Source organism: Pseudomonas sp. PB103 (assembly GCF_009764635.1).
GTDB lineage: Bacteria > Pseudomonadota > Gammaproteobacteria > Pseudomonadales > Pseudomonadaceae > Aquipseudomonas.
The window spans coordinates 53,481-78,914 of the sequence record NZ_RWIL01000068.1; the positions used below are offsets into that span (position 1 = coordinate 53,481).

A 25,434-nucleotide genomic window follows, 5' to 3' on the forward strand; every position below is an offset into this window, starting at 1 on the left:
CCAGCTCCCACAAGGTTTTGTGTCGTTCACAAATGTTGTGTACAACTCGAAACCTGTGGGAGCTGGCTTGCCAGCGATGGCGGCCGGTCAGGCGCTACATCTCTGTCGGTTTTGGGGCCGGTTGCCAGAGAATCTCCGCAATCCCTTGTCGCCGCGCAATCAACCGCGCCGCGACAAACAACAAATCCGACAACCGATTGATATACGCCAGGCCAACCCCGGCCAGCGGCTCAAGCGCATTCAAATGCTGACAGCGCCGTTCGGCACTGCGCGCCAGGCTGCGACACACATGGGCCTGCGCAATCAGCATCGACCCGCCCGGCAAAATGAAATTCTCCAGCGGCCCCAGCTCCTCATTCCACACGTCGATCGCCGCTTCCAGCCGTTCGATTTCCCCTGCGTTCAACGCCTGATACTCGGGCATCGCCAACTCGCCGCCCAAATCAAACAGCCGATGCTGACAAGGCGCCAACACTTCGATCAGTTCATTCAGCCCAGGATAGGCCTCACGTTCGGCAATCAAACCGGCCAACAGCACGCCGACCTGACTGTTCAGCGTGTCGACCTCACCTATCGCCTCGATGCGCGGATGATCTTTCGGCACGCGGCGGCCGTCGCCCAGGCCGGTTTCGCCTTTGTCGCCAGTGCGGGTGTAAATCTTCGACAAGCGAAAGCCCATGGGTTACCTCGGTAGTTGATTGTTTTCGGCTGCGATCGGTGCCGGTTGCGCCAGTGGCAGGCGCAGAGTGAAGCAGGTGCCCTGGCCGGGCGCCGACTGCACTTCCATCTGGCCCTTGTGGTTGTTGGTAATGATGAAGTACGACACCGACAGGCCAAGCCCTGTGCCCTGGCCGATTTCCTTGGTGGTGAAGAACGGCTCGAAGGTGCGTTTGCGCACGTTCTCGCTCATGCCGATGCCGTTGTCTTCCACCTGGATCTCGGCCCATGGCGGATTGAGTTTGGTGCGCAGAATGATCCGCCCGGGCTCGCTGTCGTCCTCGCGCTGGTGAATTGCTTGCGCGGCGTTCTTCAGCAGGTTGAGCAGCACTTGTTCCAGTTCATTGGCGGTGCCCGGTACCGGGCCGAGCGCCGGGTCGAATTGGCGAATGATCGCTTGACCCTTGAAGTCGAAACCGATGGCCAGATCGAAGTCGTTGCCAGCGATGTCCACCGCCTGGTCGATCAGTGCCGGCAAATCGCACGGCGCCATTTGCCGCGTGCTGCGGCGACTGAAACTGAGCATGTGCGTGACGATTTTTGCTGCCCGGGCGCCAGCCTGTTGAATGCCATCAAGCAGTTGCGGCACTTCGCGGCCTTGCAGGTAGCGGTTGACCGTGTCCAGTTCGATGCCCAGTTGTTCGGCGGTTTCGAGGTTCTTCGGCAGCTCTGTCGACAGCCTGCGACGGATGTTCTGCACGTTGTGCAGGATCGCCCCCAGCGGGTTGTTGATTTCGTGCGCCATGCCGGCGGCGAGGCCGCCGACCGAGAGCATTTTTTCCGACTGCACCATCATTTCTTCCAGCGACAGGCGCTGAGTAATGTCATCGATGCGGATCACCACGCCGCGCCCGGCACCGCCCATCAGCGGGTAGAACGTCAGCGCGTAGTGCTTCGGCTCATCGTCCTTGAACCACGTCACCCGCTCGATTTTCGCCACGGTGTGTTGCTCGACGGTCTGCTTGAGCTGCGGCAGGAATGGCTTGAGCGGTTCGAACGCGAGAAAGATCGGCTGGTTCAGCGCCTCGTCCAGGCGTGTCCCGGAGAGGGCGCTGGCTTCCTGGTTCCATTGAGTGACGTAGAGCTGCTCGTCGAGGGCGATCAGCGCCGAGGGCATCGAGTCGATGATGCTGTTGAGGTAGTTCTGGAAACCGGTGAGCTTCTTCTCGATCTTGCTGCGCACCTGCACTTCCAGTTCCAGTTTGCGGTTGGTGTGGCGGGTTTCTTCCGCCAGCCCCTGCGCCTGATCGTAAGCGGCTTGCGAGTCATCGCGGGCGCGCTTGAGCTGCTGCTCACGGGCCTCGATACGCGAGAGCATGGTGTTGAAGGCCTCGGCGAGACTGCCGATTTCATCGTGGTTACCGCGCGAGGCACGCAGGGCGTAGTTTTCTTCGCGGGTGACCTGGCGCGATAACTCTTCGAGCTGGTGGATCGGCCGGGTGATCAGGCGTTTGATCTGGCGGGCAATCACCAGCCACAGCAGCACGCTGAAAATCAGGATGCCGAGGCTCGCGGTCAACGTACCGGTGTAGAAGGCCATCGGCAGTTCGCTGCTCGCCACCAGCAACAGATGGCCGGGCGCGGTGCCGGGGCGGGGCAGGGTGATCAGCTGATTGCTGCGAAATTCGGTGAGCTGCCAGGCTTCGATGTGCCGATAACGCTCGGGCAGTTTCAGTTTGTCGCCGCGCTGCACCTGCGCGAGGCGTTCGCCTTTGCCGTCATATATCGCAGCGGCGCGTAATGGCGAATAACTGTCGAGCTCCTTGAGCAGGCGTTCGGCGCTCTCCGGCGATTGCAGGGACTCGCTGACCAGACTCGGGTTGGCGATCAGTCGGCCGATGGTCTGCAAGGCTTGCGGCGCCATGCTTTCCTGGGAAATGTAGTAGGCGGCGCTGATAAAGGTCAGGTTGGCGACCAGCAACACAGTGGTCAACAGCACCAGCAGGGCGGCCAGCAGTTTCTGGCCGACCGGCAGGTTTTCGAGGCGCTGGCGCAATGGCATCAGGTTTATCGCAGCAAAGGAACAAGTGGCCAGCGTAGCCGCTGCTCAGTCGCTGGGCAATCCAAGGCTGTGCAGATGCGCGACGAGGCGCTGCTGCAATTGCTTGAGGTGCGGCAGGTTCAACTGGTGGCGCGCAGCGACTTTGCAGGCATGGCCCAACAAGTAGCTGATTTCGGTGCGGCGCTGGTTGGCCACGTCCTGATACATCGAAGAGTAATTGGCGGCGGTGGCGTGGATCACCCGTTCGACTTCCTCTTGCAGGTTGTCGGCAGCCGCTGGCTGGCCGCAGCGCTGCAACAATTCGGCGAGTTCGGCGCACAGCGTGGCGACTTCGCAGTGATGCTGCTGCAGCCCGCCGTTACGGCAGCCGTGCAGCACGGTCAGCGGGTTGATCGCACAGTTGAGCGCCAGTTTGCGCCACAGCCGCGTGAGGATGTCGGTGCTCCACTCGTGGGGAATGTTCGCGGCTTGCATATCCTCCAGCCAGATCGGCGCGACCGGGTGAGTGACATCACCCAGCCAAGTGAAGCCGTGACCGGCGAACACCACGCGCCAGTCGCCATCGCGGAAGGCGCCTTCTGTACTGGAAGCGCTGATGCAGCGGGCCTGCGGTACCCCTGTGGCGACGGCGTCCTGGCTGCCGAGGCCGTTCTGCAACAGGATCAGCTCGGCATCCGCCGTCAGGCGCGGGGCGAGGCGGGCGACGGCGCTTTCAGCGTCATAGGCTTTGCAGGCGACCAGCAAGCGTCGGATCGGCTCGGGGCTGTCCGGGGTTTCGCCCGGCACCGCGTAGGTACTGGCCTTACCTTGTTCCACCAGGGTCAAGCCGCCAGCGCCTTGATAACTGCGCAGGCGCTCGACATCCCGCAGGATCAGTCTGACCGGCAAGCGGGCGCGGGCCAGGCGTGTAGCCCACAGGGTGCCGAGACTGCCGGCGCCGAGAATGTGCCAGGTGGTCGACATCAGTTTTTTGCTCGATTGCGTGCAGGCATGTGCGGCTCGCCGTGTTCGTAGGAAAAGACCCGTTATAATGAGCCCGATTTTAACCGCAAGCCAAGCGCGCTCCATCCTCATCGAGCGCGCCTTTTTATTGGAGAGATTACATGCCGTCGTTCGACGTGGTATCCGAACTGGACAAACACGAACTCACCAACGCGGTCGAGAACGCCGTGAAGGAACTCGATCGTCGTTATGACCTGAAAGGCAAAGGCAGCTTCGAGTTCAAGGAAAAAGACCTGACCGTCAGCCTGACCGCTGAAGCCGGGTTCCAGCTGGAAGCGATGATCGAAATCCTCAAGCTGGCCCTGGTCAAGCGCAAGATCGACGTGCAGTGCCTTGAAGTCAAAGACGCGTACGCTTCGGGCAAGCTGATGAAGCAGGATGCCATCCTCAAGGAAGGCATCGACAAGGAGCTGGCGAAGAAAATCGTCGGCCACATCAAAGACGCCAAGTTGAAAGTGCAGGCCGCCATTCAAGGCGAGCAGGTCCGTGTCACCGGCAAGAAGCGTGACGACCTGCAAGAGGCCATCGCGGCACTGCGCGCCAAAGAATTCGGCATGCCGCTGCAGTTCAACAACTTCCGCGACTAAGCTTTTTCGTCGGGAACCTCTCGGCGTTTTCAGCGTCCGAGCCCCAAGCAACGGCAGAAACGATTGAGCCCCAACAGGCTCGGTCTTTCTGCCGCTGATTTTTTCAGCCCGGGTAGCCGGAAATCAGGAGATAGAACATGGATTTGAATGCTGAGGTAGACCACCTGGTCAAGGCGTCCCAGGCGTGGATCCCGATGATCATGGAATACGGCAGCCGCGTGCTGCTGGCCGTGATTACCCTGGCCATCGGCTGGTGGCTGATCAACAAGGTCACGCAAAAACTCGGCGGCTTGCTGGCCCTGCGTAACGCTGATCTGGCGCTGCAAGGCTTTATCAGCAGCCTGGCCAACATCATTCTCAAGGTGCTGCTGATTGTCAGCGTCGCTTCGATGATCGGTGTCGAAACCACCTCGTTCGTTGCTGCGATCGGTGCTGCCGGCCTGGCCATCGGTCTGGCGTTGCAGGGCAGCCTGGCGAACTTCGCCGGCGGCGTGCTGATTCTGCTGTTCCGTCCATTCCGCATCGGCGACTGGATCGAAGCGCAAGGCGTGTCGGGTACCGTCGACAGCATCCAGATTTTCCACACTGTGCTGCGTACTGGCGACAACAAGACCATCATCGTGCCGAACGGTAACCTGTCGAACGGCATCATCACCAACACCAACCGTCAGCCGACCCGTAAGGTTGTGTTCGATGTGGGCGTCGATTACGAAGCCGATCTGCAAAAGGCCCGTCAGGTGCTGCTGGATCTGGCCAAGGATGATCGCGTTCTGCAGGATCCGGCGCCACAGGCGGTGATTTCGACGCTGGGTGACAGCTCGATCACTGTTTCCCTGCGTGTCTGGGTTAAAACCGCAGACTACTGGGACGTGATGTTCATGTTTAACGAACAGTCGCGCGATCGTTTAAAAACCGCCGGTATCGATATCCCGTTTCCACAACGGGTAATTCGTGTAGTTCAGGAAACGGCTGCACAGTAACAACATTGATACCTGGCTTTGCGGTCAGTTAATTAATGAAAAACCCAAGTGCTGTTCGCAGTCTTGGGTTTTTTTATGTCTGTGCTGAAAGTTTGCTGGCTAATAGATAGCCGGCTAATCTTTGTTGTTTGAATGAAGTTGGGCCGGGCATAAAAAAACCGCTCACCTGAGTCAGGTGAGCGGTTCTTGTTAGAGCAGGGCTCTACAGTACGTCAGCTGTGCATCCCTATTAGAGGATGTTCAGTGGGTACTCAACGATCAGACGAGTGTCGTTGTTGTCAGACGAGTAGCCGCTGTACGCGCCGTTGGAGCGATACATGGCGTAACGCAGACGGAACGACAGGTCTTTGGCCGGGCCTTCCTGGATCACGTACTTGGACTCGGCGTTCCACTCGTTCTCTTTACCTTCACCCAGACCGTTGGTCTCGATGTTGTTACCCATTACGTAACGGGTCATGAAGCTCAGGCCAGGGACGCCGTAAGTTTTCATGTTCAGGTCGTAGCGCGCTTGCCAGGATTTCTCCTCGCGGCCCACGAAGTCGGAGATTTGGATGGAGTTGGCCACGAAGATCGTGCTGTTGCCGTCAACGCCATAGTAATAAGCGTTGTCGCCGCTCGACTGCTGGTAGGCAACGGTGAACTTGTGCGCGCCCAGGCTGTAAGCAGCGGCCAGGGACCACAGGTTGTTGTCCACACCCAGAGTGCCGTCACCGATGGCGTCGACCAGGTCACCACGGCTGTCGCCCTTGGTTTTGTAACCGTTCAGGTCGAAGTTCAGCGACTGTTCGTCGTTGATTGGCAACGTGTAGTTCAGGTTGATGTAGTACTTCTTGAAGTAGTCATCAGCGTCGGATGCAGCCAGGGCACCGGTGAAGTTGTCGGTGAAGGCGTAGCTGGCACCAAAGATATTGATGTTGGTCAGGCCTTTGCCGCCAAAACCGTTCTCATCTGGCAGACCGCCGATGCTGTCACGGCCCATACCGGTTTGCTTGCTCAGGGAAGTGAAGCGACCTGCGCTCAGTTCCAGACCTTTGATCTCTTTGGAAGTGATCAGGGTACCGGTCGCGACTTCTGGCAGCAGACGGCTGTCATCGGTAGCGAAAACCGGGCTGGCAACGAATTGCTGACCGTACTTCAGAGTGGTGTCGGATACGCGGAATTTAACTGCGCCGCCGATTTTGCCCTGGGATTTTTCCGGGTTGCCGTCGCTGTCGTTGGCGAACAGGCCGTTACCGCGGTGGCCCGAGCCGCCGTCCAGTTTGACCGAACCCATTGCCATGGCGTCGAGACCGAAGCCAACGGTGCCTTGAGTGAAGCCCGATTCGTAAGTCAGCAGTTGGCTGAGACCGGAATCCTGGCGATAACCAGCAGTACCGGAAGTGCCATTGCCTGCACCGTTTTTAAAGTCACGGTTCATGTATTCAAAACGAGTCTTCAGTTTCAGGCTCTGGTCGCCGATGAAACCTTTGGAATCATCCTGAGAGGATGCCACTGCGAACTGCGAGGTGCCTGCTGCAACAGCCAGGGCGATCATGCTCCACTTCATCACGCGCATCGTGATTTGCTCCTTTGGTTTTTAGAAGAGTACTGCCGTCCCACCTGTTTTATTATCTGGGCGGCTCTTTCTTTTTGTGTCGGCGCAAACTTATATCACGCCGACAATGTTGGCGATACTTGCGAATCTAACGTTTCACCTTCTTTACGACGCCGTCGCAGATGGCTTTGTAGAGGTCGCAAATTCACAGTACCGATGCAATCGGGCCGACAACTTTCTCGCTGTTTTTTAGCCGTTTGCATCGCTAAAAAAGAGTCCCTGGCAAAACACTTGAATCTCCATCGGGCAACCCTGCCACTGTTTTTGTTGGGCTTGAGGCATCCACATCGTGTGGTGCGCTTATAGTCCATATGTGTGCGAATGCAACAAGCGTGCACAAACCGCAATCTCGCTGCGGTTATTTTTCTGCACAACGCGTGTTACCTGTAAAAACCTCATAAATACGGGGCGCAAAGCCCACTTTTACAAGGGCTTGACGCCATTCCTGCAATGGTGTTGCCACGACATCAGTCGCACGCGACAGCCAAAAACGTTACCGGTTCACCCCGTGAGTGAGTATTCGGCGGATGCTTCGACGCATGAGCGTAGACGCACTGTGCGGTTTTGGTGCAAAAAAAATGACACGCTGTCCTGTAATCACACAGTTTGATGAGTGGGCGATCGCGAACGCATCAGGGTTGGTCATTTGCGTGTGTTCATTGCCGTTCTCGGTTCTTTGCTGGTGCAACGTGTCGGTAAATGTCACATGTCGGGGCGTGCGGCGAGTGACGAGAGGGCACTGCTGTCGTGAAGGCTGGCGCAATCGCAGGTATGCTGCCGGTCTGTCGCTTGGTACCGCGTCCTGCGGGATGGCCGCTAAGCTCAATATGTCGAACAGCCGGAGTGCGCGCAGTGTTTGCTTTAGATCCACGACTTCAACAGGACACCCTGACCCTCGGCGACTTCCCGCTCTGCCGATTGTTGTTGTCCAATGACGCCAACTACCCGTGGTTCATCCTGGTGCCTCGTCGCGACGATATCAGCGAGTTGTTTCAATTGGATGTCGCCGATCAACAGCAGTTATGGCTGGAAACCACCGCGCTGGCCGAGTTGCTCAAGGATTTGCTGGATGCGGACAAGATGAACGTGGCGACGCTGGGTAACGTCGTCAGCCAATTGCACATGCACGTGATTGTGCGCAAACGCGATGACGCCGCCTGGCCGGCGCCGGTCTGGGGCAAGCACCCGGCCAAGCCTTATAGCGCCGAGCAAGTGGCCGCCATTCGCGAACGCTTGCGCCTGGTGCTGACCGAAGACTTCACGTTTCTGGAGGGCTGAAGCATGAGCCTGGAACAACGCGTTACCGATCTGGAAAGCCGTCTGGCGTTTCAGGATGACACTATCCAGTCGTTGAACGACGTACTGGTTGCGCAGCAGCGCGTGGTTGATCGTCTGCAATTGCAGATGGCCGCACTGCTCAAGCGTCAGGAAGAGATGGTCGGGCAGTTCGAGTCGTTCGAAGAAGAAGCACCACCGCCGCACTATTGATACGTTTTCAAAGGCATAAAAAAACCGCGTACAGCCAGGCTGTACGCGGTTTTTTATTGCCTTGGATCAGCGACGCGGCAAAGCGGCGATCACGTCCTCGGCTTGCAGGCCCTTGTCCCGGTTCATCACCGAGAACTCCACGCGCTGGCCTTCGACCAGGACGCGGTGGCCTTCGCCACGGATTGCACGGAAGTGCACGAAAATATCATCGCCGGAATCCCGGGAGATAAAGCCGAAGCCTTTGGAGGTGTTGAACCACTTGACGGTACCGGTATCGCGATTGGTCATGTCATAGCTGGTTGGAGCGGCAGCAGGTGAAGAACGATAAAAACTGACGGCCAGGTGCAACACGACGGCCACCAGCGCGATCACCAGGGTGAACAGTACGGCTGGCTGGCCGGCGATGACAGGCATCGGCGCGATCAGGGTCAAGGTTTGCAGGACGACGGTCAGCACCAGCAGCGCGCTGACGAGGTTTTGCAGATGCTGGCGCGGGCCTTTGTTCCAGTAAGGAATCACCGGAGCAATGACCAGGTTCAGCAGGCCGAAAAAGGCCAGGTAGAGAGCATCAGGTTGTTGCAGGTAGGGAACGGCTTCAGATTTCAAGCTGGGTATGAACGACAGCAGCAAAGCGGCTGCGCCCATTAGCAGGTGGACGATTTTCAACATTTTAATTGGCTCACGTTTATGACGGCTCACAAGGAAGAGCTGAAGGCGCACGGTTCGCTTCGTAACAAAATAAAGAGGCGGTAGGCACGTACACGGCATCAGCCTATGCGCAAGACCCCGAAAAATGGGGCATGGCGACACACTGCCTATTTAACAGCAAAGCCTGCAGCTACTCAAATCAGCCCGGCCAGCGGCAAGGTGTTGGTCGATTTGTCGCAGTCTATGTGCCCGATCAGGGCTGCGGGGTGTCGACAGCCTTGCTAGAGTGGGTCTGCACCTTTGGATGAATTCAATCGCCGTTAGGGGGTAAAACATGGCAATCGATATCGGTATCAGTGAAGAAGATCGCAAGTCCATTGTTGAAGGACTGTCGCGTCTGCTGTCGGACACCTACGTGCTGTATTTGAAAACCCACAACTTCCACTGGAACGTCACCGGGCCGATGTTCCGCACGCTGCACTTGATGTTTGAAGAGCAGTACAACGAATTGGCGCTGGCCGTCGACTCGATCGCCGAGCGTATTCGTGCGCTGGGTTTTCCCGCACCTGGGGCCTACGCCACGTACGCGCGTCTTTCCTCTATTAAGGAAGAAACCGGCGTGCCGAGCGCCGAGGACATGATCAAACAACTGGTGGAAGGGCAGGAGGCGGTCACCCGCACTGCTCGCGGCATCTTCCCGCTGCTGGACAAAGTCAGTGACGAGCCTACTGCCGACCTGCTGACCCAACGCATGCAAGTGCATGAAAAAACCGCGTGGATGCTGCGCGCGCTGCTGGAGGCATGATCCGGGCGCGCGTGCATCTCGTACGGTTGCTCGCGCGCTGTCCAGACTCTTACCGGTTGCGTTGGCTTATCCTACGTGGATGGGCAATAAGTCATCTGGCTATAACTTTGCGTCTGCGCTTTTATGGAGGTCACACGGATGTGGCTTTTGAAACCCGCAGAAATGGCAAAGGAGTGTCAGCGATATGGAAGATGCAGACAGGCGCAAGGACAGGATAGTCGGGCCGCCCCAGGATTTGATCGTCGATCCGTTCGTCAACGAGTTTGACATGACGCTGATCCGGCCGTTATCACGGTCGGTACGTTTGAATGGTTATGCGACCTGCCTGCGACTGGAGCAGGTCTACTGGAATATCCTCGGCAACATGGCCGCCGACAATTGCTGTTCGATCAGTTCGCTGTTGTCCCACGTCGATCGCGAAGTGCAACTGCGCCACGGTGGGGTGAAAAACTTCAGCGCGCTGGTGCGGGTAGTGTGCGTGATCAATGGGGGTGGGGCAGTGCCGCCGGCCATTGCCGTCTGAAAAAAGGCGATTGCCATTAAATGCGGGCTGTGCAGTCTTACGGCTGCACAGCCCGCATTTAATGGATATAATCCCGCTCTTTCGCCGCAAAGCCCCGCGCGCGGTGGCAACCTGATCGCCGAGACACCCCCATGCCGATGTACGATTATCAATGTGCTTCCTGTGGTCATCAGTTGGAAGCCATTCAAAAGATCAGCGAGGCACCGCTGGTCGACTGCCCTGCCTGCCAGGCGCCAGAGTTGAAGAAACAACTGTCGATGCCAGGCTTTCGCCTCAGTGGCGGCGGTTGGTACGAAACCGATTTCAAGACCGGCGCCAAGAAGAACCTGGCCGGTGGCGACAAATCTGACTAGGGTTCAACCCCGGGTTGAACGACACGCGTGAGTTTCCGCATTGCTTGAACGCAACGCGATCTCCACCGAATATCGAATGACGAGAAGCGAACCATTATCATGATGCGCAGCCACTATTGCGGCCAACTGAACGAAAGCCTGGAAGGCCAGGAAATTACCCTTTGCGGATGGGTTCACCGTCGCCGCGACCACGGCGGGGTGATTTTCCTCGATATCCGTGATCGTGATGGTCTGGCCCAAGTGGTATTCGATCCGGATCGCGCCGAGAGCTTCGCCGCTGCCGATCGCGTGCGCAGTGAATACGTGGTGAAGATCACCGGTAAGGTGCGTCTGCGTCCAGCCGGTGCGACCAACGCCAACATGGCGTCGGGCATGATCGAAGTGCTCGGTTACGAACTGGAAGTGCTGAACGAGTCGGAAACCCCGCCGTTCCCGCTGAACGAGTTCTCCGACGTCGGCGAAGAAACCCGTCTGCGCTATCGCTTCCTCGACCTGCGTCGTCCGGAAATGGCCGAGAAGCTGCGTCTGCGTTCGCGCATGACCACCAGCATCCGTCGCTTCCTCGACGAGAACGGCTTCCTCGACGTTGAAACACCGATCCTGACCCGTGCCACCCCTGAAGGTGCGCGTGACTATCTGGTACCGAGCCGCACTCACGCCGGTTCGTTCTTCGCCCTGCCGCAATCGCCGCAACTGTTCAAACAACTGTTGATGGTGGCCGGCTTCGACCGCTACTACCAGATCGCCAAGTGCTTCCGTGACGAAGACCTGCGCGCTGACCGTCAGCCAGAATTCACCCAGATCGACATCGAGACCAGCTTCCTCGATGAAAAAGAGATCATGGGTCTGACCGAGCAAATGATCCGCAACCTGTTCAAGGAAGTGCTGGATCTGGAATTCGGCGAATTCCCGCACATGACCTTCGAAGAAGCCATGCGCCGCTACGGTTCCGACAAGCCAGACCTGCGTATCCCGCTGGAACTGGTCGACGTTGCCGATCAACTGAAAGAAGTTGATTTCAAAGTGTTCAGCGGCCCGGCCAACGACCCGAAATGCCGTATCGCTGCTCTGCGCGTACCAGGCGGGGCGAGCATGCCGCGCAAGCAGATCGACGACTACACCAAGTTCGTCGGCATCTACGGTGCCAAAGGCCTGGCGTACATCAAGGTCAACGAGCGCGCTGCCGGTGTTGACGGTCTGCAATCGCCGATCGTGAAAAACATTCCGCTGGAAAACCTCAACGCCATCCTCGATCGCGTTGGCGCCGTTGACGGCGACATCGTGTTCTTCGGCGCCGACAAGGCCAAGATCGTCAGCGAAGCCTTGGGCGCACTGCGCATCAAGCTCGGTCACGACCTCAACCTGCTGACCTGCAAGTGGGCGCCGATGTGGGTTGTCGACTTCCCGATGTTCGAAGAAAACGACGACGGCAGCTTCTCTGCGCTGCACCACCCGTTCACCGCGCCGAAGTGCTCGCCGGAAGAACTGGAAGCCAACCCGGCCGGCGCTCTGTCTCGCGCCTACGACATGGTGCTGAACGGTACCGAGTTGGGTGGCGGTTCGATCCGTATCCACCGCAAGGAAATGCAGCAAGCGGTCTTCCGCCTGTTGGGTATCAACGAAGCGGAACAGGAAGAGAAATTCGGCTTCCTGCTCGACGCCCTGAAGTACGGTGCACCGCCGCACGGTGGTCTGGCTTTCGGTCTCGACCGTCTGGTCATGCTGATGACCGGCGCCCAGTCGATCCGTGAAGTGATCGCCTTCCCGAAAACCCAGAGTGCTGCTGACGTGATGACGCAAGCGCCGGGTGTGGTGGATGCCAAGGCGTTGCGCGAGCTGCACATTCGTTTGCGCGAAACGCCAAAGGCTGAGTAAGACGGGCCTGAAGGCGCATCTTCGGATGCGCCTTTTTTCTTTCTATAGAGAGCAGGTCGAGATTTTTTGTGTGCTGGCCGCTGCATGAGCAGGGCGGGCAACGTTTCAAAGAGAATTCGGAGCGAGTTATGGCAGGTCATTCCAAGTGGGCGAACATCAAGCACCGCAAAGAACGTCAGGATGCCAAGAGAGGCAAGATCTTCACCAAGTGGATCCGTGAGCTGACCGTTGCGGCCCGCCAGGGTGGCGGTGATCCGGGTTCCAACCCGCGTCTGCGCCTGGCGCTGGACAAGGCACTGAGCGCGAACATGAGCCGCGACATCATCGACCGTGCCGTGGCGCGCGGCGCCGGTGCCACCGAAGCGGACAACGTTGAAGAGCTGACCTACGAAGGTTACGGCCCGGGCGGCGTAGCGGTGATGGTCGAGTGCATGACCGACAACCGCAACCGTACCGCGGCAGCCGTGCGCCATGCGTTCAGCAAGTGTGGCGGCAACCTTGGCACCGATGGTTCGGTGGCGTACCTGTTCGAGCGCAAAGGCCAGATCAGCTTCGCGCCAGGCGTCGATGAAGACGCCCTGACCGAAGCGGCGCTGGAAGCCGATGCCGATGACGTGGTCAGCCATGAAGACGGCTCGATCGACGTGTTCACCTCGTTCACCAGTTTCTACGCGGTGCGTAACGCGCTGGAAGCGGCCGGGTTCAAGGGTGATGACGCCGAAATCGTCATGCAGCCGACCACCAGCGCCGAGCTGGATCTGGAGGGTGCCGAGAAAGTGCTCAAGCTGATCGACATGCTTGAGGATCTGGATGACGTGCAGAACGTCTACTCCAACGCAGACATTCCGGAAGACGTCGCCGCTCAGCTCGGTTGATGTAAATAGAAAGGTCGCAGTTTTTGCTGGCTCTACACTTCCCCTGTAGGAGCTGCCGAAGGCTGCGATCTTTTGATCTTTTAAAAACACAAAGATCGCAGCCTTCGGCAGCTCCTACCTGTACCCTCAGCTTTCGCATTAATTTCTGCAGGCGTTATGACTTTAATTCTTGGTATCGACCCCGGTTCGCGCATCACCGGTTACGGGATTGTTCGTGATACCGGGCGTGGCGGCTGTATTTATGTAGCGTCCGGCTGCATTCGTACCGGCGCGGGCGAATTGCATGAGCGTTTGCAAATCGTTTATCGCGGCGTGCGCGAAATCATCCAGACGTACGGCCCGGTCACCATGGGCATTGAAAAAGTCTTCATGGCGAAAAACGCCGACTCGGCTTTGAAACTCGGTCAGGCCCGTGGCGCCGCGATTGTCGCTGGCGCTGAAGAGAGCCTGGAAATTGCCGAGTACACGGCGACTCAGGTCAAACAAGCCGTGGTCGGCACCGGCGCTGCCAATAAAGAACAAGTGCAGATGATGGTCATGCACATGCTCAAGCTGACCGCCAAACCGCAAATCGATGCATCCGACGCCCTGGCCATTGCCATTTGCCACGCGCACACCCGCTCCAGTCTGCTGCCGCACGGCTTGGGCACTGCACGCAGTCGTGGCGGGCGCCTGCGTCTCTGATAGCATCAGCATCAAATTTCCTGAAAGCGGATGCTTGCGCCTGTGTCGTCGGCCCGAAATCCGTCTTTCGACAGTCGCCAGCCCTCGGCTGGCCAACGCTCAAGGATCTGAAACGTGATTGGACGCTTGCGCGGCACCCTGGCTGAGAAACAGCCGCCGCACCTGATTCTGGATGTAAACGGCCTCGGGTATGAGCTGGAAGTGCCCATGACCACGCTTTATCGTCTGCCGTCGGTCGGTGAACCGCTGACCCTGCACACCCATTTGGTCGTACGCGAAGACGCGCAACTGCTTTATGGTTTTTCCGGCAAGCGTGAGCGAGACTTTTTTCGCGAGTTGATCCGTCTCAATGGTGTCGGGCCGAAATTAGCCCTGGCCTTGATGTCGAGTCTGGAAGTCGACGAGCTGGTTCGCTGTGTGCAATCCCAGGACACCTCGGCGCTGACCAAGGTACCGGGCGTCGGCAAGAAAACCGCCGAGCGCCTGTTGGTCGAACTGAAGGATCGCTTCAAGGCCTGGGAAACTTCGCCGGCGATGTTTGCGCTGGTACCGAATCAGCCCGACGGCCCGGCGCCGGTCAACACTGCCGAGAACGATGCAGTGAGTGCGCTGATTTCCCTGGGCTACAAGCCGCAGGAAGCGAGCAAGGCGATTACCGCCATCAAGGACAAAAATTTGAGCAGTGAAGACCTGATCCGCCGCGCCCTGAAGGGAATGATTTAAGTGATTGAAGCTGATCGTCTGATCGCCGCCGCGCACAGCCCGCGTGAGCGCGAAGAAGTCCAGGACCGGGCCATTCGCCCGGTCAGCCTGGCCGACTACATTGGCCAGCCGACCGTGCGCGAGCAGATGGAACTGTTCATCCAGGCTGCCCGTGGCCGTAATGAATCCCTCGATCACACGCTGATCTTCGGCCCGCCGGGCTTGGGTAAAACCACACTCGCGAACATCATTGCCCAGGAAATGGGTGTGTCGATCAAGAGCACCTCGGGCCCAGTGCTTGAGCGTCCGGGCGATCTGGCGGCATTACTGACCAATCTTGAGCCGCACGATGTGTTGTTCATCGACGAAATCCATCGTCTGTCGCCGATCGTGGAAGAAGTGCTGTACCCGGCGATGGAGGACTTCCAGCTCGACATCATGATCGGCGAAGGCCCGGCCGCGCGTTCGATCAAACTCGATCTGCCGCCGTTCACGCTGGTGGGTGCGACCACTCGCGCCGGCATGCTGACCAACCCTTTGCGTGACCGATTCGGTATCGTCCAGCGTCTTGAGTTCTACAGCACGGCCGACCTGGCGACGATTGTCAGTCGGTCGGCAGCGATTCTCGGTCTGCCGCTGGATCCGGAAGGTTCTTTCGAAATCGCCCGGCGCGCCCGTGGCACGCCGCGAATTGCCAACCGTTTGCTACGGCGCGTGCGCGATTTCGCCGAAGTCCGCGCCAAGGGCCATATCACCAAGGCGGTGGCGGATCTGGCGTTGAACCTGCTGGATGTCGACGAACACGGTTTCGATCATCAGGATCGCCGTTTACTGTTGACCATGATCGAGAAGTTCGACGGCGGGCCGGTCGGTATCGACAGCCTCGCCGCCGCGATCAGCGAAGAACGTCACACCATCGAAGACGTGCTGGAACCGTACCTGATTCAGCAGGGCTACATCATGCGCACACCACGGGGCAGGGTGGTAACGCGGCACGCGTATCTGCATTTCGGTTTAAACATTCCGTCACGAATGGGTGAGATGCCCGTGGTAGACGAGTTTCTCGATGCCGTGGACGATTGATACACATTTTTTGGCGATTTATTCAGGATTTGTACTGTCAGACGACGGTACTTTTGCAGTAAAGCCCTGAAACCATGAAAAACAGTTGCCTGGCCGGATTGGCAACCTGAGGAGTAAGCACTAGAGTATGCGCGCGCAAAACGGGCTTGAGCCGTTCGCACATCGTTGTCGCGTTTATTACGAGGACACCGATGCGGGCGGCATCGTGTATTACGTTAATTACCTCAAGTTTATGGAACGGGCTCGAACCGAGCGGCTCCGCGAGCTGGGCTTCGCCCAATCGCAGCTTGCCGGGGAGGATCTGTTGTTTGTCGTGCACTCCAGCGAAGCGCGCTACCACGCGCCGGCGCGACTGGACGACGAACTGCTGGTAAGCGCTGATGTAATCGAATTGAACCGGGTCAGCCTGCGCTTCAAACAGCAGGTCAGGCGGGCAACGGATAATGTGCTGCTCTGTGAAGGGCAGTTTTTGGTGGCCTGTGTGCGCACTAACAGTTTGAAACCCCGGGCCCTTCCCGAAGACTTGCGTGCGGCCTTTGCCGACGCGGTCGGTCCGGGTACACACTCAAAGCAGGAGATAAAGCGTGGAAGCTAACGTCGTCGACCATTCCTCCATGTGGAGCCTGGTCAGCAATGCCAGCATCGTGGTGCAGTTGGTAATGTTGACCCTGGTGGCCGCATCGGTGACCTCATGGATCATGATCTTTCAGCGCAGCAATCTGCTGCGTGCCGGTCGACGCGCCCTGGAGAGCTTCGAAGAGCGCTTCTGGTCGGGTATCGACCTGTCCAAGCTGTACCGTCAGGCGGGCAGCAACCCAGACCCGGATTCGGGCGTCGAGCAAATCTTCCGTGCCGGTTTCAAGGAATTCTCCCGTCTGCGTCAGCAGCCAGGCGTCGATCCTGAAGCGGTAATGGAAGGCGTGGCCCGTGCCATGCGCGTGGCCATCTCCCGCGAGGAAGAGAAACTCGAGCAGAGCCTGCCGTTTCTCGCCACCGTTGGTTCGGTCAGCCCGTACATCGGCCTGTTCGGTACCGTGTGGGGCATCATGAACTCCTTCCGCGGCCTGGCCAGCGCCCAACAAGCGACCCTGGCCACCGTAGCCCCGGGTATCGCCGAAGCCCTGATCGCCACCGCGATCGGCCTGTTCGCCGCGATCCCTGCGGTCATCGCTTACAACCGTTTCGCCGCTCGCAGCGAAACCTTGCTGGGCCGCTACTACACCTTCGCCGATGAATTCCAGGCGATCCTGCACCGCAAAGTGCACACCAGCGAAGAATAAGCAGGTAATTTCCAATGGCTTTAATCGCTCGAGCTCGCAAAAAGCGCAAGCCGGTCGCCGAGATGAACGTGGTGCCTTACATCGACGTGATGTTGGTGCTGCTGGTCATCTTCATGGTGACCGCGCCGATGCTCAATCAGGGCGTGAAAGTTGATCTGCCCAAGGTTTCCAGCGAAGCCTTGCCGCAGGACAACAACACACAGGTCCTGACCATTTCGATCAAGGCTGACAAGACCTATTACTGGAACCTTGGCAGCGAAGTCGATACCGAGAAGCAACAGGACAGGGCCATGACCCTGCCGCAAATGACCGACGCGGTGACCAAGATCATTCGCGCCGGTACCGAAGGCGGCAAGCGTACCCAGGTCTTCATCCGCGGTGACAAGACCGTCGATTATGGTTCCGTCATGGGCGCCATGGGCGGGTTGCAGAAAGCCGGGGTCGGTAATGTTGGTTTGATTACCGAGGCCCCCTGATGCAGCAACAGCGAGAGCCGTCCGCCTCGGAAAGCTACTTCTGGCCTAGTGTTCTGGCGATTGTCCTGCACGTGCTGGTGTTCGGCATGCTGTTCGTCAGTTTTGCCTTTACACCAGAGCTGCCGCCGGCCAAACCGATTGTCCAGGCGACCCTGTACCAACTGAAATCGAAAAGTCAGGCAACCACCCAGACCAATCAGAAGATTGCGGGTGAGGCGAAGAAATCCGCCGCGCGCCAGACCGAAGTCGAGCAGATGGAACAGAAAAAGGTCGAGCAGGAAGAGATCAAGGCCGCTGCGGAACAAAAGAAAGAAGAAGCGGCTCAAAAAGCCGAGGAAGCCAAGAAGGCCGATGAGGCTAAAAAAACGGATGAAGCTAAAAAGGCGGATGACGCCAAGAAAGCTGACGACGCGAAAAAAGCCGAAGCCAAGAAGGCCGAAGAGAAACAATTGGCTGATATAGCCAAGAAGAAGGCTGAAGAAGAGGCTAAGGAAGAAGCCAAGAAAGAGGCTGCTGAAGAAGCCAAGAAGAAGATCGTCGAAGACGCGAAGAAGAAAGCCGCCGAAGACGCCAAGAAGAAAGCTGAAGCTGAAGAGGCGAAGAAGAAAATCGCCGACGAAGCGAAGAAGAAAGCTGCTGCCGATGCTGCGAAGAAGAAAGCGCAGGATGCGGCACGTAAATCGACCGAAGACAAAAAGGCTCAGGCCTTGGCCGATCTGCTTTCCGACACGCCGCAGCGCCAGCAGGCCTTGGCCGATGAGCAGGGTGACGAAGTCGCGGGCAGTTTCGATGACCTGATTCGTGCGCGAGCTGCAGAAGGTTGGGCCCGTCCACCTTCGGCACGCAAGGGCATGACGGTCGTGTTGCAAATCGGCATGTTGCCGGACGGTACGGTGACTTCGGTCAGCGTGGCCAAATCCAGTGGCGACGGTCCGTTCGATGCGTCGGCAGTCGCGGCAGTGAAGAATATTGGACGTTTGACAGAAATGCAGGGAATGAAGCCGAGCGATTTCGCTCCGTATCGTTCATTCAAGATGACATTCACACCTGAGGATCTAGCCTTGTGAGAAACCTTCTTCGAGGAATGCTGGTCGTGATCTGCTGCATGGCAGGGATCGCGATGGCTGATGAAAAGAACATTCTGGTTACCAGCGGCAGCGATCGGGCTACCCCGATCGCCGTTGTACCGTTCGGTATGCAGGGCGGTGCCGTACTGCCGGACGACATGGCTGAAATCATTGGTAACGATTTGCGGAACTCGGGCTACTACTCGCCGATTCCAAAGCAAAACATGATCAGCCAGCCAAGCCAGCCGAGCGAAATCATCTTCCGTGACTGGAAGGCGGTGGGTGCTCAATACATGATGGTCGGCAGCATTGCCCCAGCGGGCGGTCGCCTGCAGGTACAGTGGGCACTGTTCAACGTGGCCACCGAGCAGAAAGTGGCGGACGGCAACGTTTCCGGTACGACTGAGCAGTTGCGCGACATGGCGCACTTCATCGCCGACCAGTCGTTTCAGAAACTGACCGGTATCGAAGGTGCGTTTTCGACGCGTCTGCTGTACGTGACGGCTGAGCGTTTCTCCGAGAAGAACACTCGCTACACCCTGCAGCGTTCGGACTATGACGGTGCTCGCGCAGTGACGCTGTTGCAATCGCGCGAGCCGATCCTGTCGCCGCGTTTTGCCCCGGATGGCAAACGCATCGCCTACGTGTCGTTCGAGCAGAAGCGCCCACGCATCTTCATGCAGAACATCGACACCGGTCGCCGTGAGCAGATCACCAACTTCGAAGGCCTGAACGGCGCGCCCGCCTGGTCGCCGAATGGCGATCGTCTGGCCTTCGTACTGTCCAAGGACGGTAACCCGGACATCTACGTGATGAACCTGGCTTCGCGCCAGATCACCCGTGTGACCGCAGGTCCCGGCATCAACACCGAACCGTACTGGGGCAAGGATGGCTCGACCATCTACTTCACTTCGGACCGCGGCGGCAAGCCACAGATCTACAAAACCAGCGCCAGCGGCGGCGGTGCCGAGCGAGTGACCTTCATCGGTAACTACAACGCCAACCCGAAACTGTCGGCGGATGAAAAGACTTTGGTGATGATCCATCGTCAGGATGGCTTCACCAATTTCAAGGTGGCAGCCCAGGATTTGCAGCGAGGGAGTGTAAAGATCCTCACTGATAGCACTCTGGACGAGTCGCCTACTGTTGCGCCCAACGGCACCATGGTAATCTACGCCACCCGCCAACAGGGCCGGGGAGTCTTGATGCTCGTGTCCATTAATGGACGCGTTAGGCTCCCGCTTCCTACCGCTCAAGGCGAAGTCAGAGAACCGTCCTGGTCCCCTTACCTGAAGTGAGCGGGCGCTACACGTTTTACTTAACACACTGGGGTTCATTAGGAGTTTCACGATGGAAATGCTGAAGTTTGGTAAATTTGCTGCGCTGGCTCTGGCCATGGCTGTAGCTGTAGGTTGCTCGTCCAAAGGCGGCGACAACGCCGGTGAAGGCGCTGTTGATCCAAACGCTGGTTACGGCGCAAACACTGGTGCCGTTGACGGTTCCCTGAGCGAAGAAGCTGCTCTGCGCGCAATCACCACCTTCTACTTCGAATACGACAGCTCGGACCTGAAGCCAGAAGCCATGCGCGCTCTGGACGTTCACGCCAAAGACCTGAAAGCAAACGGCGCTCGCGTTGTTCTGGAAGGCAACACCGACGAACGTGGTACTCGTGAGTACAACATGGCACTGGGCGAGCGTCGTGCGAAAGCCGTTCAGCGCTACCTGGTACTGCAAGGTGTTTCCCCAGCTCAGCTGGAACTGGTTTCCTACGGCGAAGAGCGTCCAGTTGCTACCGGCAACGACGAGCAGTCCTGGGCTCAAAACCGTCGCGTCGAACTGCGTAAGTAATTCGATATGCGAACGTGCCGTCGTGCTGTAACTGTTCTGGCTCTCAGCCTCGCGCCGCTTGCGGCGTGGGCTGCGGTTCCTGTGGTCGATGACAACTCCGGTTATAACAATAGCGGGAGCAGTTATCCGCCTGCAGGTTACGGTACGAACGGCGCCTATGCCGGGGGAGCGGCTTCGGCCCCTGCCTCGGCACAAGGCATGCTGTTCAACCAATTGCAACAGATGCAGGATCAGATCTCGCGCCAGCAAGGCGTGATTGAAGAACTGCAGAATCAGGTTGCGCGCATGAAGCAGGAATCCCTGGAGCGATACCAGGATCTTGATCGGCGCATAGGAACCGGCGGTGCTGCACCGGCCGCGACTCCTGAGAATTCTTCTGCCGGTGGCGATGCAAGTGCTGCTGCCGGAGCTGCTGCTGGCGCCGGGGCTGCTGCCCAGGCACCTGCTGCGGGTAGCGAACCGGCTGATCCGGCCAAAGAAAAGCTGTATTACGATGCTGCTTTCGACCTGATCAAAGCCAAGGATTTCGACAAGGCCAGCCAGGCTTTTGCCGCTTTCCTGCGCAAATACCCAAACAGCCAATACGCGGGCAATGCCCAGTACTGGTTGGGCGAAGTCAACTTGGCCAAAGGCGATCTGCAAGGTGCAGGTCAGGCGTTTGCCAAGGTTTCGCAGTTGTATCCCAAGCACGCCAAAGTGCCGGACTCGCTGTACAAGCTGGCTGACGTAGAGCGCCGCCTTGGTCATACCGACAAGGTCAAAGGCATTCTGCAGCAGGTGGTGGCCCAATATCCGGGTACCTCCGCCGCTCAGTTGGCTCAACGCGATCTGCAACGCATGTAAGCACGCTTGACCCGTTTGGAAGAAACCCGCGCTTGTCGCGGGTTTTTTCGTTAGAATTCACGCCCTTTTTCTGAAACACGCTTCTTGTAGTCCGCGCGTTGGCGCGATTGCCTGAAGTGCCTGACGGAGGCGGACAGCCTGTTTAGCTGTTACGCCCGTGGCGACTATGCAAGACACATTGAGAATCACCGAAGTTTTCTACTCTTTGCAGGGGGAAACGCGGACTGCCGGGCTGCCCACTGTTTTTGTGCGCCTGACCGGTTGCCCTTTGCGTTGCCAATACTGCGACAGCGCGTACGCCTTCAGTGGCGGTACCGTGCGCACCCTCGACGACATCCTCGACCAAGTGGCCGGATTTCGTCCGCGCTACGTTTGTGTCACCGGCGGTGAGCCGCTGGCACAGCCGAATGCCATCCCTTTGCTTAAACAGTTGTGTGATGCCGGCTATGAGGTCTCGCTGGAAACCAGCGGCGCTCTCGACGTCTCGGCGGTCGATCCGCGCGTCAGTCGCGTGGTTGATCTGAAAACACCGGGTTCGAAAGAAGCCCATCGCAACCGTTACGAAAATATCGAATTGCTGACCCCCAATGATCAGGTGAAGTTTGTCATCTGCTCGCGGGAAGACTATGACTGGGCGGTATCCAAACTAATCCAGTACGGGCTTGATCGACGTGCGGGTGAAGTGCTGTTCTCCCCAAGTCATCATGACCTCAATGCCAGGGACCTGGCGGATTGGGTGGTGGCAGACAACCTGCCAGTGCGGCTGCAACTGCAGTTGCATAAATATCTATGGAATGATGAGCCGGGGCGCTGATATGACTGAACAACTGAAGACTAGCGAAAAACGTGCGGTAATCCTGCTGTCCGGTGGTCTCGACTCGGCCACTGTTGTAGCGATGGCCCGTGCCGAAGGTTACGCCTGCTACACCATGAGCTTCGACTACGGTCAGCGCTCCCACGCCGAATTGCATGCCGCTGCACGCGTTGCCCGTGATTTGGGTGTGGTCGAGCACAAAGTGATTGGCCTCAATCTGAATGGCATGGGCGGCTCGGCCCTGACCGACACCAGCATCGACATTCCTGAAGAGCTGGGTGAAGGCATTCCGGTGACTTACGTGCCGGCGCGTAACACGGTGTTCCTGTCGTTGGCATTGGGTTGGGCAGAAGTGCTCGGCGCGCGCGACATCTTTATCGGTGTGAACGCGGTGGACTATTCCGGTTACCCGGATTGCCGTCCCGAGTTCATCGAGTCGTTCGAGCGCATGGCCAATCTGGCGACCAAGGCAGGCGTGGAAGGCAATGGCTTCCGTATCCAGGCGCCGTTGCAGAACCTGAGCAAGGCGCAGATCGTCCAGGCAGGCGTGAAGCTCGGCGTTGATTATGGCCTCACCGTTTCCTGCTATCAGGCCGACGATGAAGGCCGCGCGTGCGCCAAATGCGACAGCTGCCGCCTGCGCGCAGAAGGCTTCGCGGCCGCTGGTGTGGACGACCCAACACCTTATTTTTGATTATTTTCAAAAAGGTGTTGAATAGTCCTTAAAAATCAGTATTATACGCGCCACCACACAGCGGGTCGTTAGCTCAGTTGGTAGAGCAGTTGGCTTTTAACCAATTGGTCGTAGGTTCGAATCCCACACGACCCACCATTTTTGGCGGTTTAGAAAATCCGGAAGGCCCACGAAAGTGAGGATTTCCGGGTTTTTTTTTGCCTGTAATTCGGGCCCGCGTCGTTTCAGTGTCAGTAGCGCTGACGCAGGTCAGAATGATCTTTTGTATCAACGGGATATTCTGTAGCCTTGCGCAGCTTCAATGCTGTCCGTGCCTGATAATACTCACTCTCCCGGCGGTACCCTCAAGCGGTCCGGAGCCGGGTGTATACTCGACTTTCGCGCGAAAGCGCCTGCAGGTCTTGCGAACATGACGCAGATTTCCGAACGCCTTCTGGTTCAAGCCCACCTCGATGCCAAACAGCCCAAACCGCTGACGGCTGAGGAAGAGGCTTATTACCGTTCCGCCATCGCCGCCGAGCTCAAAGCTCAAGACGCGGTGCTGGTGGCTCACTTTTATTGCGACCCGGTGATTCAGGCCCTGGCCGAAGAAACCGGCGGTTGCGTCTCCGACTCCCTGGAAATGGCGCGCTTCGGCAACGCCCACCCGGCCAAGACCGTGGTGGTCGCCGGCGTGAAGTTCATGGGCGAGACGGCGAAGATTCTCAACCCGGAAAAACGCGTGCTGATGCCGACTCTCGAGGCGACCTGCTCGCTGGATCTGGGTTGCCCGGTCGACGAGTTCTCGGCGTTCTGCGATCAGCACCCGGAGCGCACGGTGGTGGTCTACGCCAATACGTCCGCTGCTGTGAAGGCTCGGGCTGACTGGGTGGTGACATCGAGTTGTGCGCTGGAGATCGTCGAAAGCCTGATGGACAACGGTGAGACGATCATCTGGGGGCCGGACAAGCACCTGGGTACCTACATTCAGCGCAAGACCGGCGCAGACATGCTGTTGTGGGATGGTGCCTGCATCGTCCACGAGGAGTTCAAGTCCAAGCAGCTTGAGGACATGAAGGGGCTGTACCCGGACGCCGCGATTCTGGTGCACCCGGAGTCGCCGACGTCGGTGATCGAGCTGGCGGACGCTGTTGGTTCCACCAGTCAGTTGATCGCTGCCGCGCAATCGCTGCCGAACAAGACGCTGATCGTCGCCACCGACCGTGGCATCTTCTACAAGATGCAGCAGTTGTGCCCGGACAAGGTCTTCATCGAAGCGCCAACCGCCGGTAACGGCGCAGCGTGCCGCAGTTGCGCACATTGCCCGTGGATGGCCATGAACACCCTTGAGCGCACGCTCAAGAGCTTGAAGGAGGGCACGAACGAGATCTTTGTTGATCCGGCGTTGATTCCGCAGGCGATCCGGCCGCTCAAACGCATGCTGGACTTCACCCAGGCCGCACGGATGAAGTTGGCCGGTAACGCCTGAAAGCAAAAGATCGCAGCCTTCGGCAGCTCCTACATTGTTCTCGGTAGGAGCTGCCGAAGGCTGCGATCTTTTTTTGTGGGCGCTTACTTTTGTTTCTTCGGGACTCGCACCACGAGAGTATCCGAATAGATGTCATGCCACGTGCGCTTCTGCTTGTCATACAGCGACCAGAAGAATCCGATCCCGGCGCACAGCCATGACGCAATCGACACCATGAAGCGCAGCAGCGCCTGCCACAGGCTGATCGCGCTGCCATCGGCGTTCTGCACACGAATGCCCCACACCTGCATGCCCAGCGTCTGCCCGCCGTGGGTCCAGAACTTGGCAAAGAATCCAAACAGCACCAACAACAGCACCGTCGAATACAGTGGGTCGCCGTCCATTTTTCCGGCATCGGTCAGCACGCGCAGGCGTTCTTCGCCGATGATCGCGGCCTGGATCAGCTTGTAAATGAAACCGGTGACGATCAGCAGAGCGGTGCACAGCAGGAAGTCATAGAACATCGCGGCCAGACGACGGCCCAGGCCAACGGCAGGAAAATCGCCCTGGGGAGTGAGCAGGTTTTTCGACATGGCAGCCTCTGGACGCTAATGGAAGCGCCATTTTACGGATTCGCGCGCACAAAAAAGCCCCTGATATCAATATCAGGGGCTTTTTCGTTACAGAAGATTAGCCTTCTGCTTGTACTTCGTCAGCCTGCATGCCTTTCTGGCCTTGCACAGCAACGAAAGTCACTTTCTGGCCTTCCTTCAGGCTTTTGAAGCCGTTGCCCTGGATGGCGCGGAAATGCACGAACAGATCCGGACCGCTTTCAGGAGTGATAAAACCAAAACCTTTCTCGTCGTTAAACCACTTGACGGTACCGCTCTGACGTTCAGCCATTTCTTATTTCCTTTGACGCAAAAAATTAATGACAGTCTCCTTCACATGAAAGAGTACTGGGGCTGGTTGCAGGAGAGTAAGAAGACGTCGAACGGGATGTAGCTAACTTGTAGGCTACTGCCCAGGTCACGATTCCAAGCTGAC

Annotated in this window: 29 protein-coding genes and 1 tRNA gene; 23 read left to right on the top strand and 7 right to left on the bottom strand. The window is 58.0% G+C overall.

What is annotated here, in order from left to right; translation table 11 throughout:
* Positions 1–94: 94 nt before the first annotated feature.
* From EJA70_RS12940 to EJA70_RS12950, 3 genes are read right to left on the bottom strand one after another with little or no spacing between them, the layout of a single operon-like run.
* Positions 95–679 carry a cob(I)yrinic acid a,c-diamide adenosyltransferase gene (locus EJA70_RS12940; RefSeq protein ID WP_008080375.1) on the bottom strand — a complete coding sequence of 195 codons (585 nt, stop codon included), beginning with the start codon at positions 677–679 and terminating at the stop codon, positions 95–97.
* 3 nt (positions 680–682) lie between these two features.
* Positions 683–2,719, bottom strand: a complete 2,037-nt coding sequence (locus EJA70_RS12945; protein WP_158831165.1) for a PAS domain-containing sensor histidine kinase — start codon at positions 2,717–2,719, stop codon at positions 683–685.
* A 45-nt stretch (positions 2,720–2,764) separates the two neighbouring features.
* Positions 2,765–3,682 carry a putative 2-dehydropantoate 2-reductase gene (locus EJA70_RS12950; RefSeq protein ID WP_158831167.1) on the bottom strand — a complete coding sequence of 306 codons (918 nt, stop codon included), beginning with the start codon at positions 3,680–3,682 and terminating at the stop codon, positions 2,765–2,767.
* A 140-nt stretch (positions 3,683–3,822) separates the two neighbouring features.
* Here EJA70_RS12950 and EJA70_RS12955 point away from each other — a divergent pair, with 140 nt between their 5' ends.
* Both EJA70_RS12955 and EJA70_RS12960 read left to right on the top strand, forming a co-directional pair.
* On the top strand, positions 3,823–4,308 hold the full coding sequence (locus EJA70_RS12955; RefSeq protein ID WP_008080210.1) for a YajQ family cyclic di-GMP-binding protein: 486 nt from the start codon (positions 3,823–3,825) through the stop codon (positions 4,306–4,308).
* 137 nt (positions 4,309–4,445) lie between these two features.
* Positions 4,446–5,288, top strand: a complete 843-nt coding sequence (locus tag EJA70_RS12960) for a mechanosensitive ion channel family protein (protein ID WP_008080211.1) — start codon at positions 4,446–4,448, stop codon at positions 5,286–5,288.
* 229 nt (positions 5,289–5,517) lie between these two features.
* On the opposite strand, the gene EJA70_RS12965 is transcribed toward EJA70_RS12960, so the two are convergent.
* Complete coding sequence (locus tag EJA70_RS12965; RefSeq protein WP_008080212.1) at positions 5,518–6,843, bottom strand: OprD family porin; 1,326 nt, start codon at positions 6,841–6,843, stop codon at positions 5,518–5,520.
* Between the two features lie 891 nt (positions 6,844–7,734).
* On the opposite strand from EJA70_RS12965, the gene EJA70_RS12970 reads away from it, so the two are divergent.
* Complete coding sequence (locus tag EJA70_RS12970; protein WP_158831169.1) at positions 7,735–8,160, top strand: HIT domain-containing protein; 426 nt, start codon at positions 7,735–7,737, stop codon at positions 8,158–8,160.
* A 3-nt stretch (positions 8,161–8,163) separates the two neighbouring features.
* Positions 8,164–8,370 (top strand): SlyX family protein, encoded by a 207-nt coding sequence (locus EJA70_RS12975; protein ID WP_008080215.1) that lies wholly within the window; start codon positions 8,164–8,166, stop codon positions 8,368–8,370.
* Between the two features lie 66 nt (positions 8,371–8,436).
* Here EJA70_RS12975 and EJA70_RS31260 read toward each other — a convergent pair whose 3' ends face one another.
* On the bottom strand, positions 8,437–9,039 hold the full coding sequence (locus tag EJA70_RS31260) for a cold-shock protein (RefSeq protein ID WP_008080216.1): 603 nt from the start codon (positions 9,037–9,039) through the stop codon (positions 8,437–8,439).
* Between the two features lie 313 nt (positions 9,040–9,352).
* Here EJA70_RS31260 and EJA70_RS12985 point away from each other — a divergent pair, with 313 nt between their 5' ends.
* From EJA70_RS12985 to nadA, 19 genes are all read left to right on the top strand, one after another.
* The gene (locus EJA70_RS12985) at positions 9,353–9,823 is read left to right on the top strand and encodes a Dps family protein (protein WP_008080217.1); all 471 of its coding nucleotides are present in this window, start codon (positions 9,353–9,355) and stop codon (positions 9,821–9,823) included.
* 184 nt (positions 9,824–10,007) lie between these two features.
* Positions 10,008–10,346, top strand: coding sequence for a ribbon-helix-helix domain-containing protein (locus EJA70_RS12990; RefSeq protein ID WP_158831171.1), 339 nt, complete (start codon positions 10,008–10,010; stop codon positions 10,344–10,346).
* A gap of 131 nt (positions 10,347–10,477) precedes the next feature.
* On the top strand, positions 10,478–10,699 hold the full coding sequence (locus EJA70_RS12995) for an FmdB family zinc ribbon protein (protein WP_007912741.1): 222 nt from the start codon (positions 10,478–10,480) through the stop codon (positions 10,697–10,699).
* A 99-nt stretch (positions 10,700–10,798) separates the two neighbouring features.
* Positions 10,799–12,574, top strand: coding sequence for an aspartate--tRNA ligase (aspS, locus tag EJA70_RS13000; protein WP_008080219.1), 1,776 nt, complete (start codon positions 10,799–10,801; stop codon positions 12,572–12,574).
* Positions 12,575–12,702: 128 nt separating this feature from the next.
* On the top strand, positions 12,703–13,449 hold the full coding sequence (locus EJA70_RS13005; protein ID WP_007912738.1) for a YebC/PmpR family DNA-binding transcriptional regulator: 747 nt from the start codon (positions 12,703–12,705) through the stop codon (positions 13,447–13,449).
* 156 nt (positions 13,450–13,605) lie between these two features.
* Positions 13,606–14,133: a crossover junction endodeoxyribonuclease RuvC gene (ruvC, locus tag EJA70_RS13010; protein WP_008080220.1), complete on the top strand. Its 528-nt coding sequence runs from the start codon at positions 13,606–13,608 to the stop codon at positions 14,131–14,133.
* Positions 14,134–14,247: 114 nt separating this feature from the next.
* Positions 14,248–14,856, top strand: coding sequence for a Holliday junction branch migration protein RuvA (gene ruvA / locus EJA70_RS13015; protein ID WP_129395230.1), 609 nt, complete (start codon positions 14,248–14,250; stop codon positions 14,854–14,856).
* The gene (gene ruvB, locus EJA70_RS13020) at positions 14,857–15,918 is read left to right on the top strand and encodes a Holliday junction branch migration DNA helicase RuvB (protein WP_008080222.1); all 1,062 of its coding nucleotides are present in this window, start codon (positions 14,857–14,859) and stop codon (positions 15,916–15,918) included.
* 127 nt (positions 15,919–16,045) lie between these two features.
* Complete coding sequence (ybgC, locus tag EJA70_RS13025; protein WP_007912735.1) at positions 16,046–16,513, top strand: tol-pal system-associated acyl-CoA thioesterase; 468 nt, start codon at positions 16,046–16,048, stop codon at positions 16,511–16,513.
* Complete coding sequence (gene tolQ, locus EJA70_RS13030; RefSeq protein ID WP_008080223.1) at positions 16,503–17,198, top strand: protein TolQ; 696 nt, start codon at positions 16,503–16,505, stop codon at positions 17,196–17,198. Before ybgC ends, tolQ begins: the two co-directional genes overlap by 11 nt.
* A 23-nt stretch (positions 17,199–17,221) precedes the next feature.
* The gene (tolR, locus tag EJA70_RS13035) at positions 17,222–17,674 is read left to right on the top strand and encodes a protein TolR (protein ID WP_161806672.1); all 453 of its coding nucleotides are present in this window, start codon (positions 17,222–17,224) and stop codon (positions 17,672–17,674) included.
* Positions 17,674–18,741 carry a cell envelope integrity protein TolA gene (gene tolA, locus EJA70_RS13040; protein ID WP_158831173.1) on the top strand — a complete coding sequence of 356 codons (1,068 nt, stop codon included), beginning with the start codon at positions 17,674–17,676 and terminating at the stop codon, positions 18,739–18,741. The genes tolR and tolA overlap by 1 nt, the downstream gene beginning before the upstream one ends.
* A gap of 17 nt (positions 18,742–18,758) precedes the next feature.
* Complete coding sequence (gene tolB / locus EJA70_RS13045; protein ID WP_177323305.1) at positions 18,759–20,039, top strand: Tol-Pal system beta propeller repeat protein TolB; 1,281 nt, start codon at positions 18,759–18,761, stop codon at positions 20,037–20,039.
* A gap of 52 nt (positions 20,040–20,091) precedes the next feature.
* Positions 20,092–20,589 carry a peptidoglycan-associated lipoprotein Pal gene (gene pal, locus EJA70_RS13050; RefSeq protein ID WP_003178634.1) on the top strand — a complete coding sequence of 166 codons (498 nt, stop codon included), beginning with the start codon at positions 20,092–20,094 and terminating at the stop codon, positions 20,587–20,589.
* Between the two features lie 6 nt (positions 20,590–20,595).
* Positions 20,596–21,432 carry a tol-pal system protein YbgF gene (gene ybgF / locus EJA70_RS13055; RefSeq protein WP_008080228.1) on the top strand — a complete coding sequence of 279 codons (837 nt, stop codon included), beginning with the start codon at positions 20,596–20,598 and terminating at the stop codon, positions 21,430–21,432.
* A gap of 166 nt (positions 21,433–21,598) precedes the next feature.
* Complete coding sequence (gene queE / locus EJA70_RS13060) at positions 21,599–22,246, top strand: 7-carboxy-7-deazaguanine synthase QueE (protein ID WP_158831175.1); 648 nt, start codon at positions 21,599–21,601, stop codon at positions 22,244–22,246.
* Between the two features lies 1 nt (position 22,247).
* A complete protein-coding gene (queC, locus tag EJA70_RS13065; RefSeq protein ID WP_008080236.1) occupies positions 22,248–22,940 on the top strand; it encodes a 7-cyano-7-deazaguanine synthase QueC in 693 nt (230 codons plus the stop codon).
* Positions 22,941–23,002: 62 nt separating this feature from the next.
* Positions 23,003–23,078 (top strand) — tRNA-Lys (locus EJA70_RS13070).
* A gap of 271 nt (positions 23,079–23,349) precedes the next feature.
* Positions 23,350–24,408 carry a quinolinate synthase NadA gene (nadA, locus tag EJA70_RS13075; protein WP_158831177.1) on the top strand — a complete coding sequence of 353 codons (1,059 nt, stop codon included), beginning with the start codon at positions 23,350–23,352 and terminating at the stop codon, positions 24,406–24,408.
* A gap of 83 nt (positions 24,409–24,491) precedes the next feature.
* Here nadA and EJA70_RS13080 read toward each other — a convergent pair whose 3' ends face one another.
* Both EJA70_RS13080 and EJA70_RS13085 read right to left on the bottom strand, forming a co-directional pair.
* Positions 24,492–24,980, bottom strand: coding sequence for an RDD family protein (locus tag EJA70_RS13080; protein ID WP_008086520.1), 489 nt, complete (start codon positions 24,978–24,980; stop codon positions 24,492–24,494).
* Between the two features lie 97 nt (positions 24,981–25,077).
* Positions 25,078–25,290: a cold-shock protein gene (locus tag EJA70_RS13085; protein WP_003365337.1), complete on the bottom strand. Its 213-nt coding sequence runs from the start codon at positions 25,288–25,290 to the stop codon at positions 25,078–25,080.
* Between the last annotated feature and the right edge of the window lie 144 nt (positions 25,291–25,434).

Bases quoted from the DNA above. Each gene is read 5' to 3' on its own strand.
- pal (WP_003178634.1), top strand. From the start codon at position 20,092: ATGGAAATGCTGAAGTTTGGTAAATTTGCTGCGCTGGCTCTGGCCATG.
- EJA70_RS13085 (WP_003365337.1), bottom strand. From the start codon at position 25,290: ATGGCTGAACGTCAGAGCGGTACCGTCAAGTGGTTTAACGACGAGAAA.
- queC (WP_008080236.1), top strand. From the start codon at position 22,248: ATGACTGAACAACTGAAGACTAGCGAAAAACGTGCGGTAATCCTGCTG.
- EJA70_RS12995 (WP_007912741.1), top strand. From the start codon at position 10,478: ATGCCGATGTACGATTATCAATGTGCTTCCTGTGGTCATCAGTTGGAA.
- EJA70_RS12985 (WP_008080217.1), top strand. From the start codon at position 9,353: ATGGCAATCGATATCGGTATCAGTGAAGAAGATCGCAAGTCCATTGTT.
- EJA70_RS13080 (WP_008086520.1), bottom strand. From the start codon at position 24,980: ATGTCGAAAAACCTGCTCACTCCCCAGGGCGATTTTCCTGCCGTTGGC.
- queE (WP_158831175.1), top strand. From the start codon at position 21,599: ATGCAAGACACATTGAGAATCACCGAAGTTTTCTACTCTTTGCAGGGG.
- nadA (WP_158831177.1), top strand. From the start codon at position 23,350: ATGACGCAGATTTCCGAACGCCTTCTGGTTCAAGCCCACCTCGATGCC.
- EJA70_RS12960 (WP_008080211.1), top strand. From the start codon at position 4,446: ATGGATTTGAATGCTGAGGTAGACCACCTGGTCAAGGCGTCCCAGGCG.
- EJA70_RS12940 (WP_008080375.1), bottom strand. From the start codon at position 679: ATGGGCTTTCGCTTGTCGAAGATTTACACCCGCACTGGCGACAAAGGC.
- tolB (WP_177323305.1), top strand. From the start codon at position 18,759: ATGCTGGTCGTGATCTGCTGCATGGCAGGGATCGCGATGGCTGATGAA.
- ruvC (WP_008080220.1), top strand. From the start codon at position 13,606: ATGACTTTAATTCTTGGTATCGACCCCGGTTCGCGCATCACCGGTTAC.
- aspS (WP_008080219.1), top strand. From the start codon at position 10,799: ATGATGCGCAGCCACTATTGCGGCCAACTGAACGAAAGCCTGGAAGGC.
- EJA70_RS12945 (WP_158831165.1), bottom strand. From the start codon at position 2,719: ATGCCATTGCGCCAGCGCCTCGAAAACCTGCCGGTCGGCCAGAAACTG.
- EJA70_RS12965 (WP_008080212.1), bottom strand. From the start codon at position 6,843: ATGCGCGTGATGAAGTGGAGCATGATCGCCCTGGCTGTTGCAGCAGGC.
- EJA70_RS12950 (WP_158831167.1), bottom strand. From the start codon at position 3,682: ATGTCGACCACCTGGCACATTCTCGGCGCCGGCAGTCTCGGCACCCTG.
- EJA70_RS31260 (WP_008080216.1), bottom strand. From the start codon at position 9,039: ATGTTGAAAATCGTCCACCTGCTAATGGGCGCAGCCGCTTTGCTGCTG.
- EJA70_RS12955 (WP_008080210.1), top strand. From the start codon at position 3,823: ATGCCGTCGTTCGACGTGGTATCCGAACTGGACAAACACGAACTCACC.
- EJA70_RS13005 (WP_007912738.1), top strand. From the start codon at position 12,703: ATGGCAGGTCATTCCAAGTGGGCGAACATCAAGCACCGCAAAGAACGT.
- EJA70_RS12975 (WP_008080215.1), top strand. From the start codon at position 8,164: ATGAGCCTGGAACAACGCGTTACCGATCTGGAAAGCCGTCTGGCGTTT.
- ybgC (WP_007912735.1), top strand. From the start codon at position 16,046: ATGCGCGCGCAAAACGGGCTTGAGCCGTTCGCACATCGTTGTCGCGTT.
- EJA70_RS12990 (WP_158831171.1), top strand. From the start codon at position 10,008: ATGGAAGATGCAGACAGGCGCAAGGACAGGATAGTCGGGCCGCCCCAG.
- tolA (WP_158831173.1), top strand. From the start codon at position 17,674: ATGCAGCAACAGCGAGAGCCGTCCGCCTCGGAAAGCTACTTCTGGCCT.
- ybgF (WP_008080228.1), top strand. From the start codon at position 20,596: ATGCGAACGTGCCGTCGTGCTGTAACTGTTCTGGCTCTCAGCCTCGCG.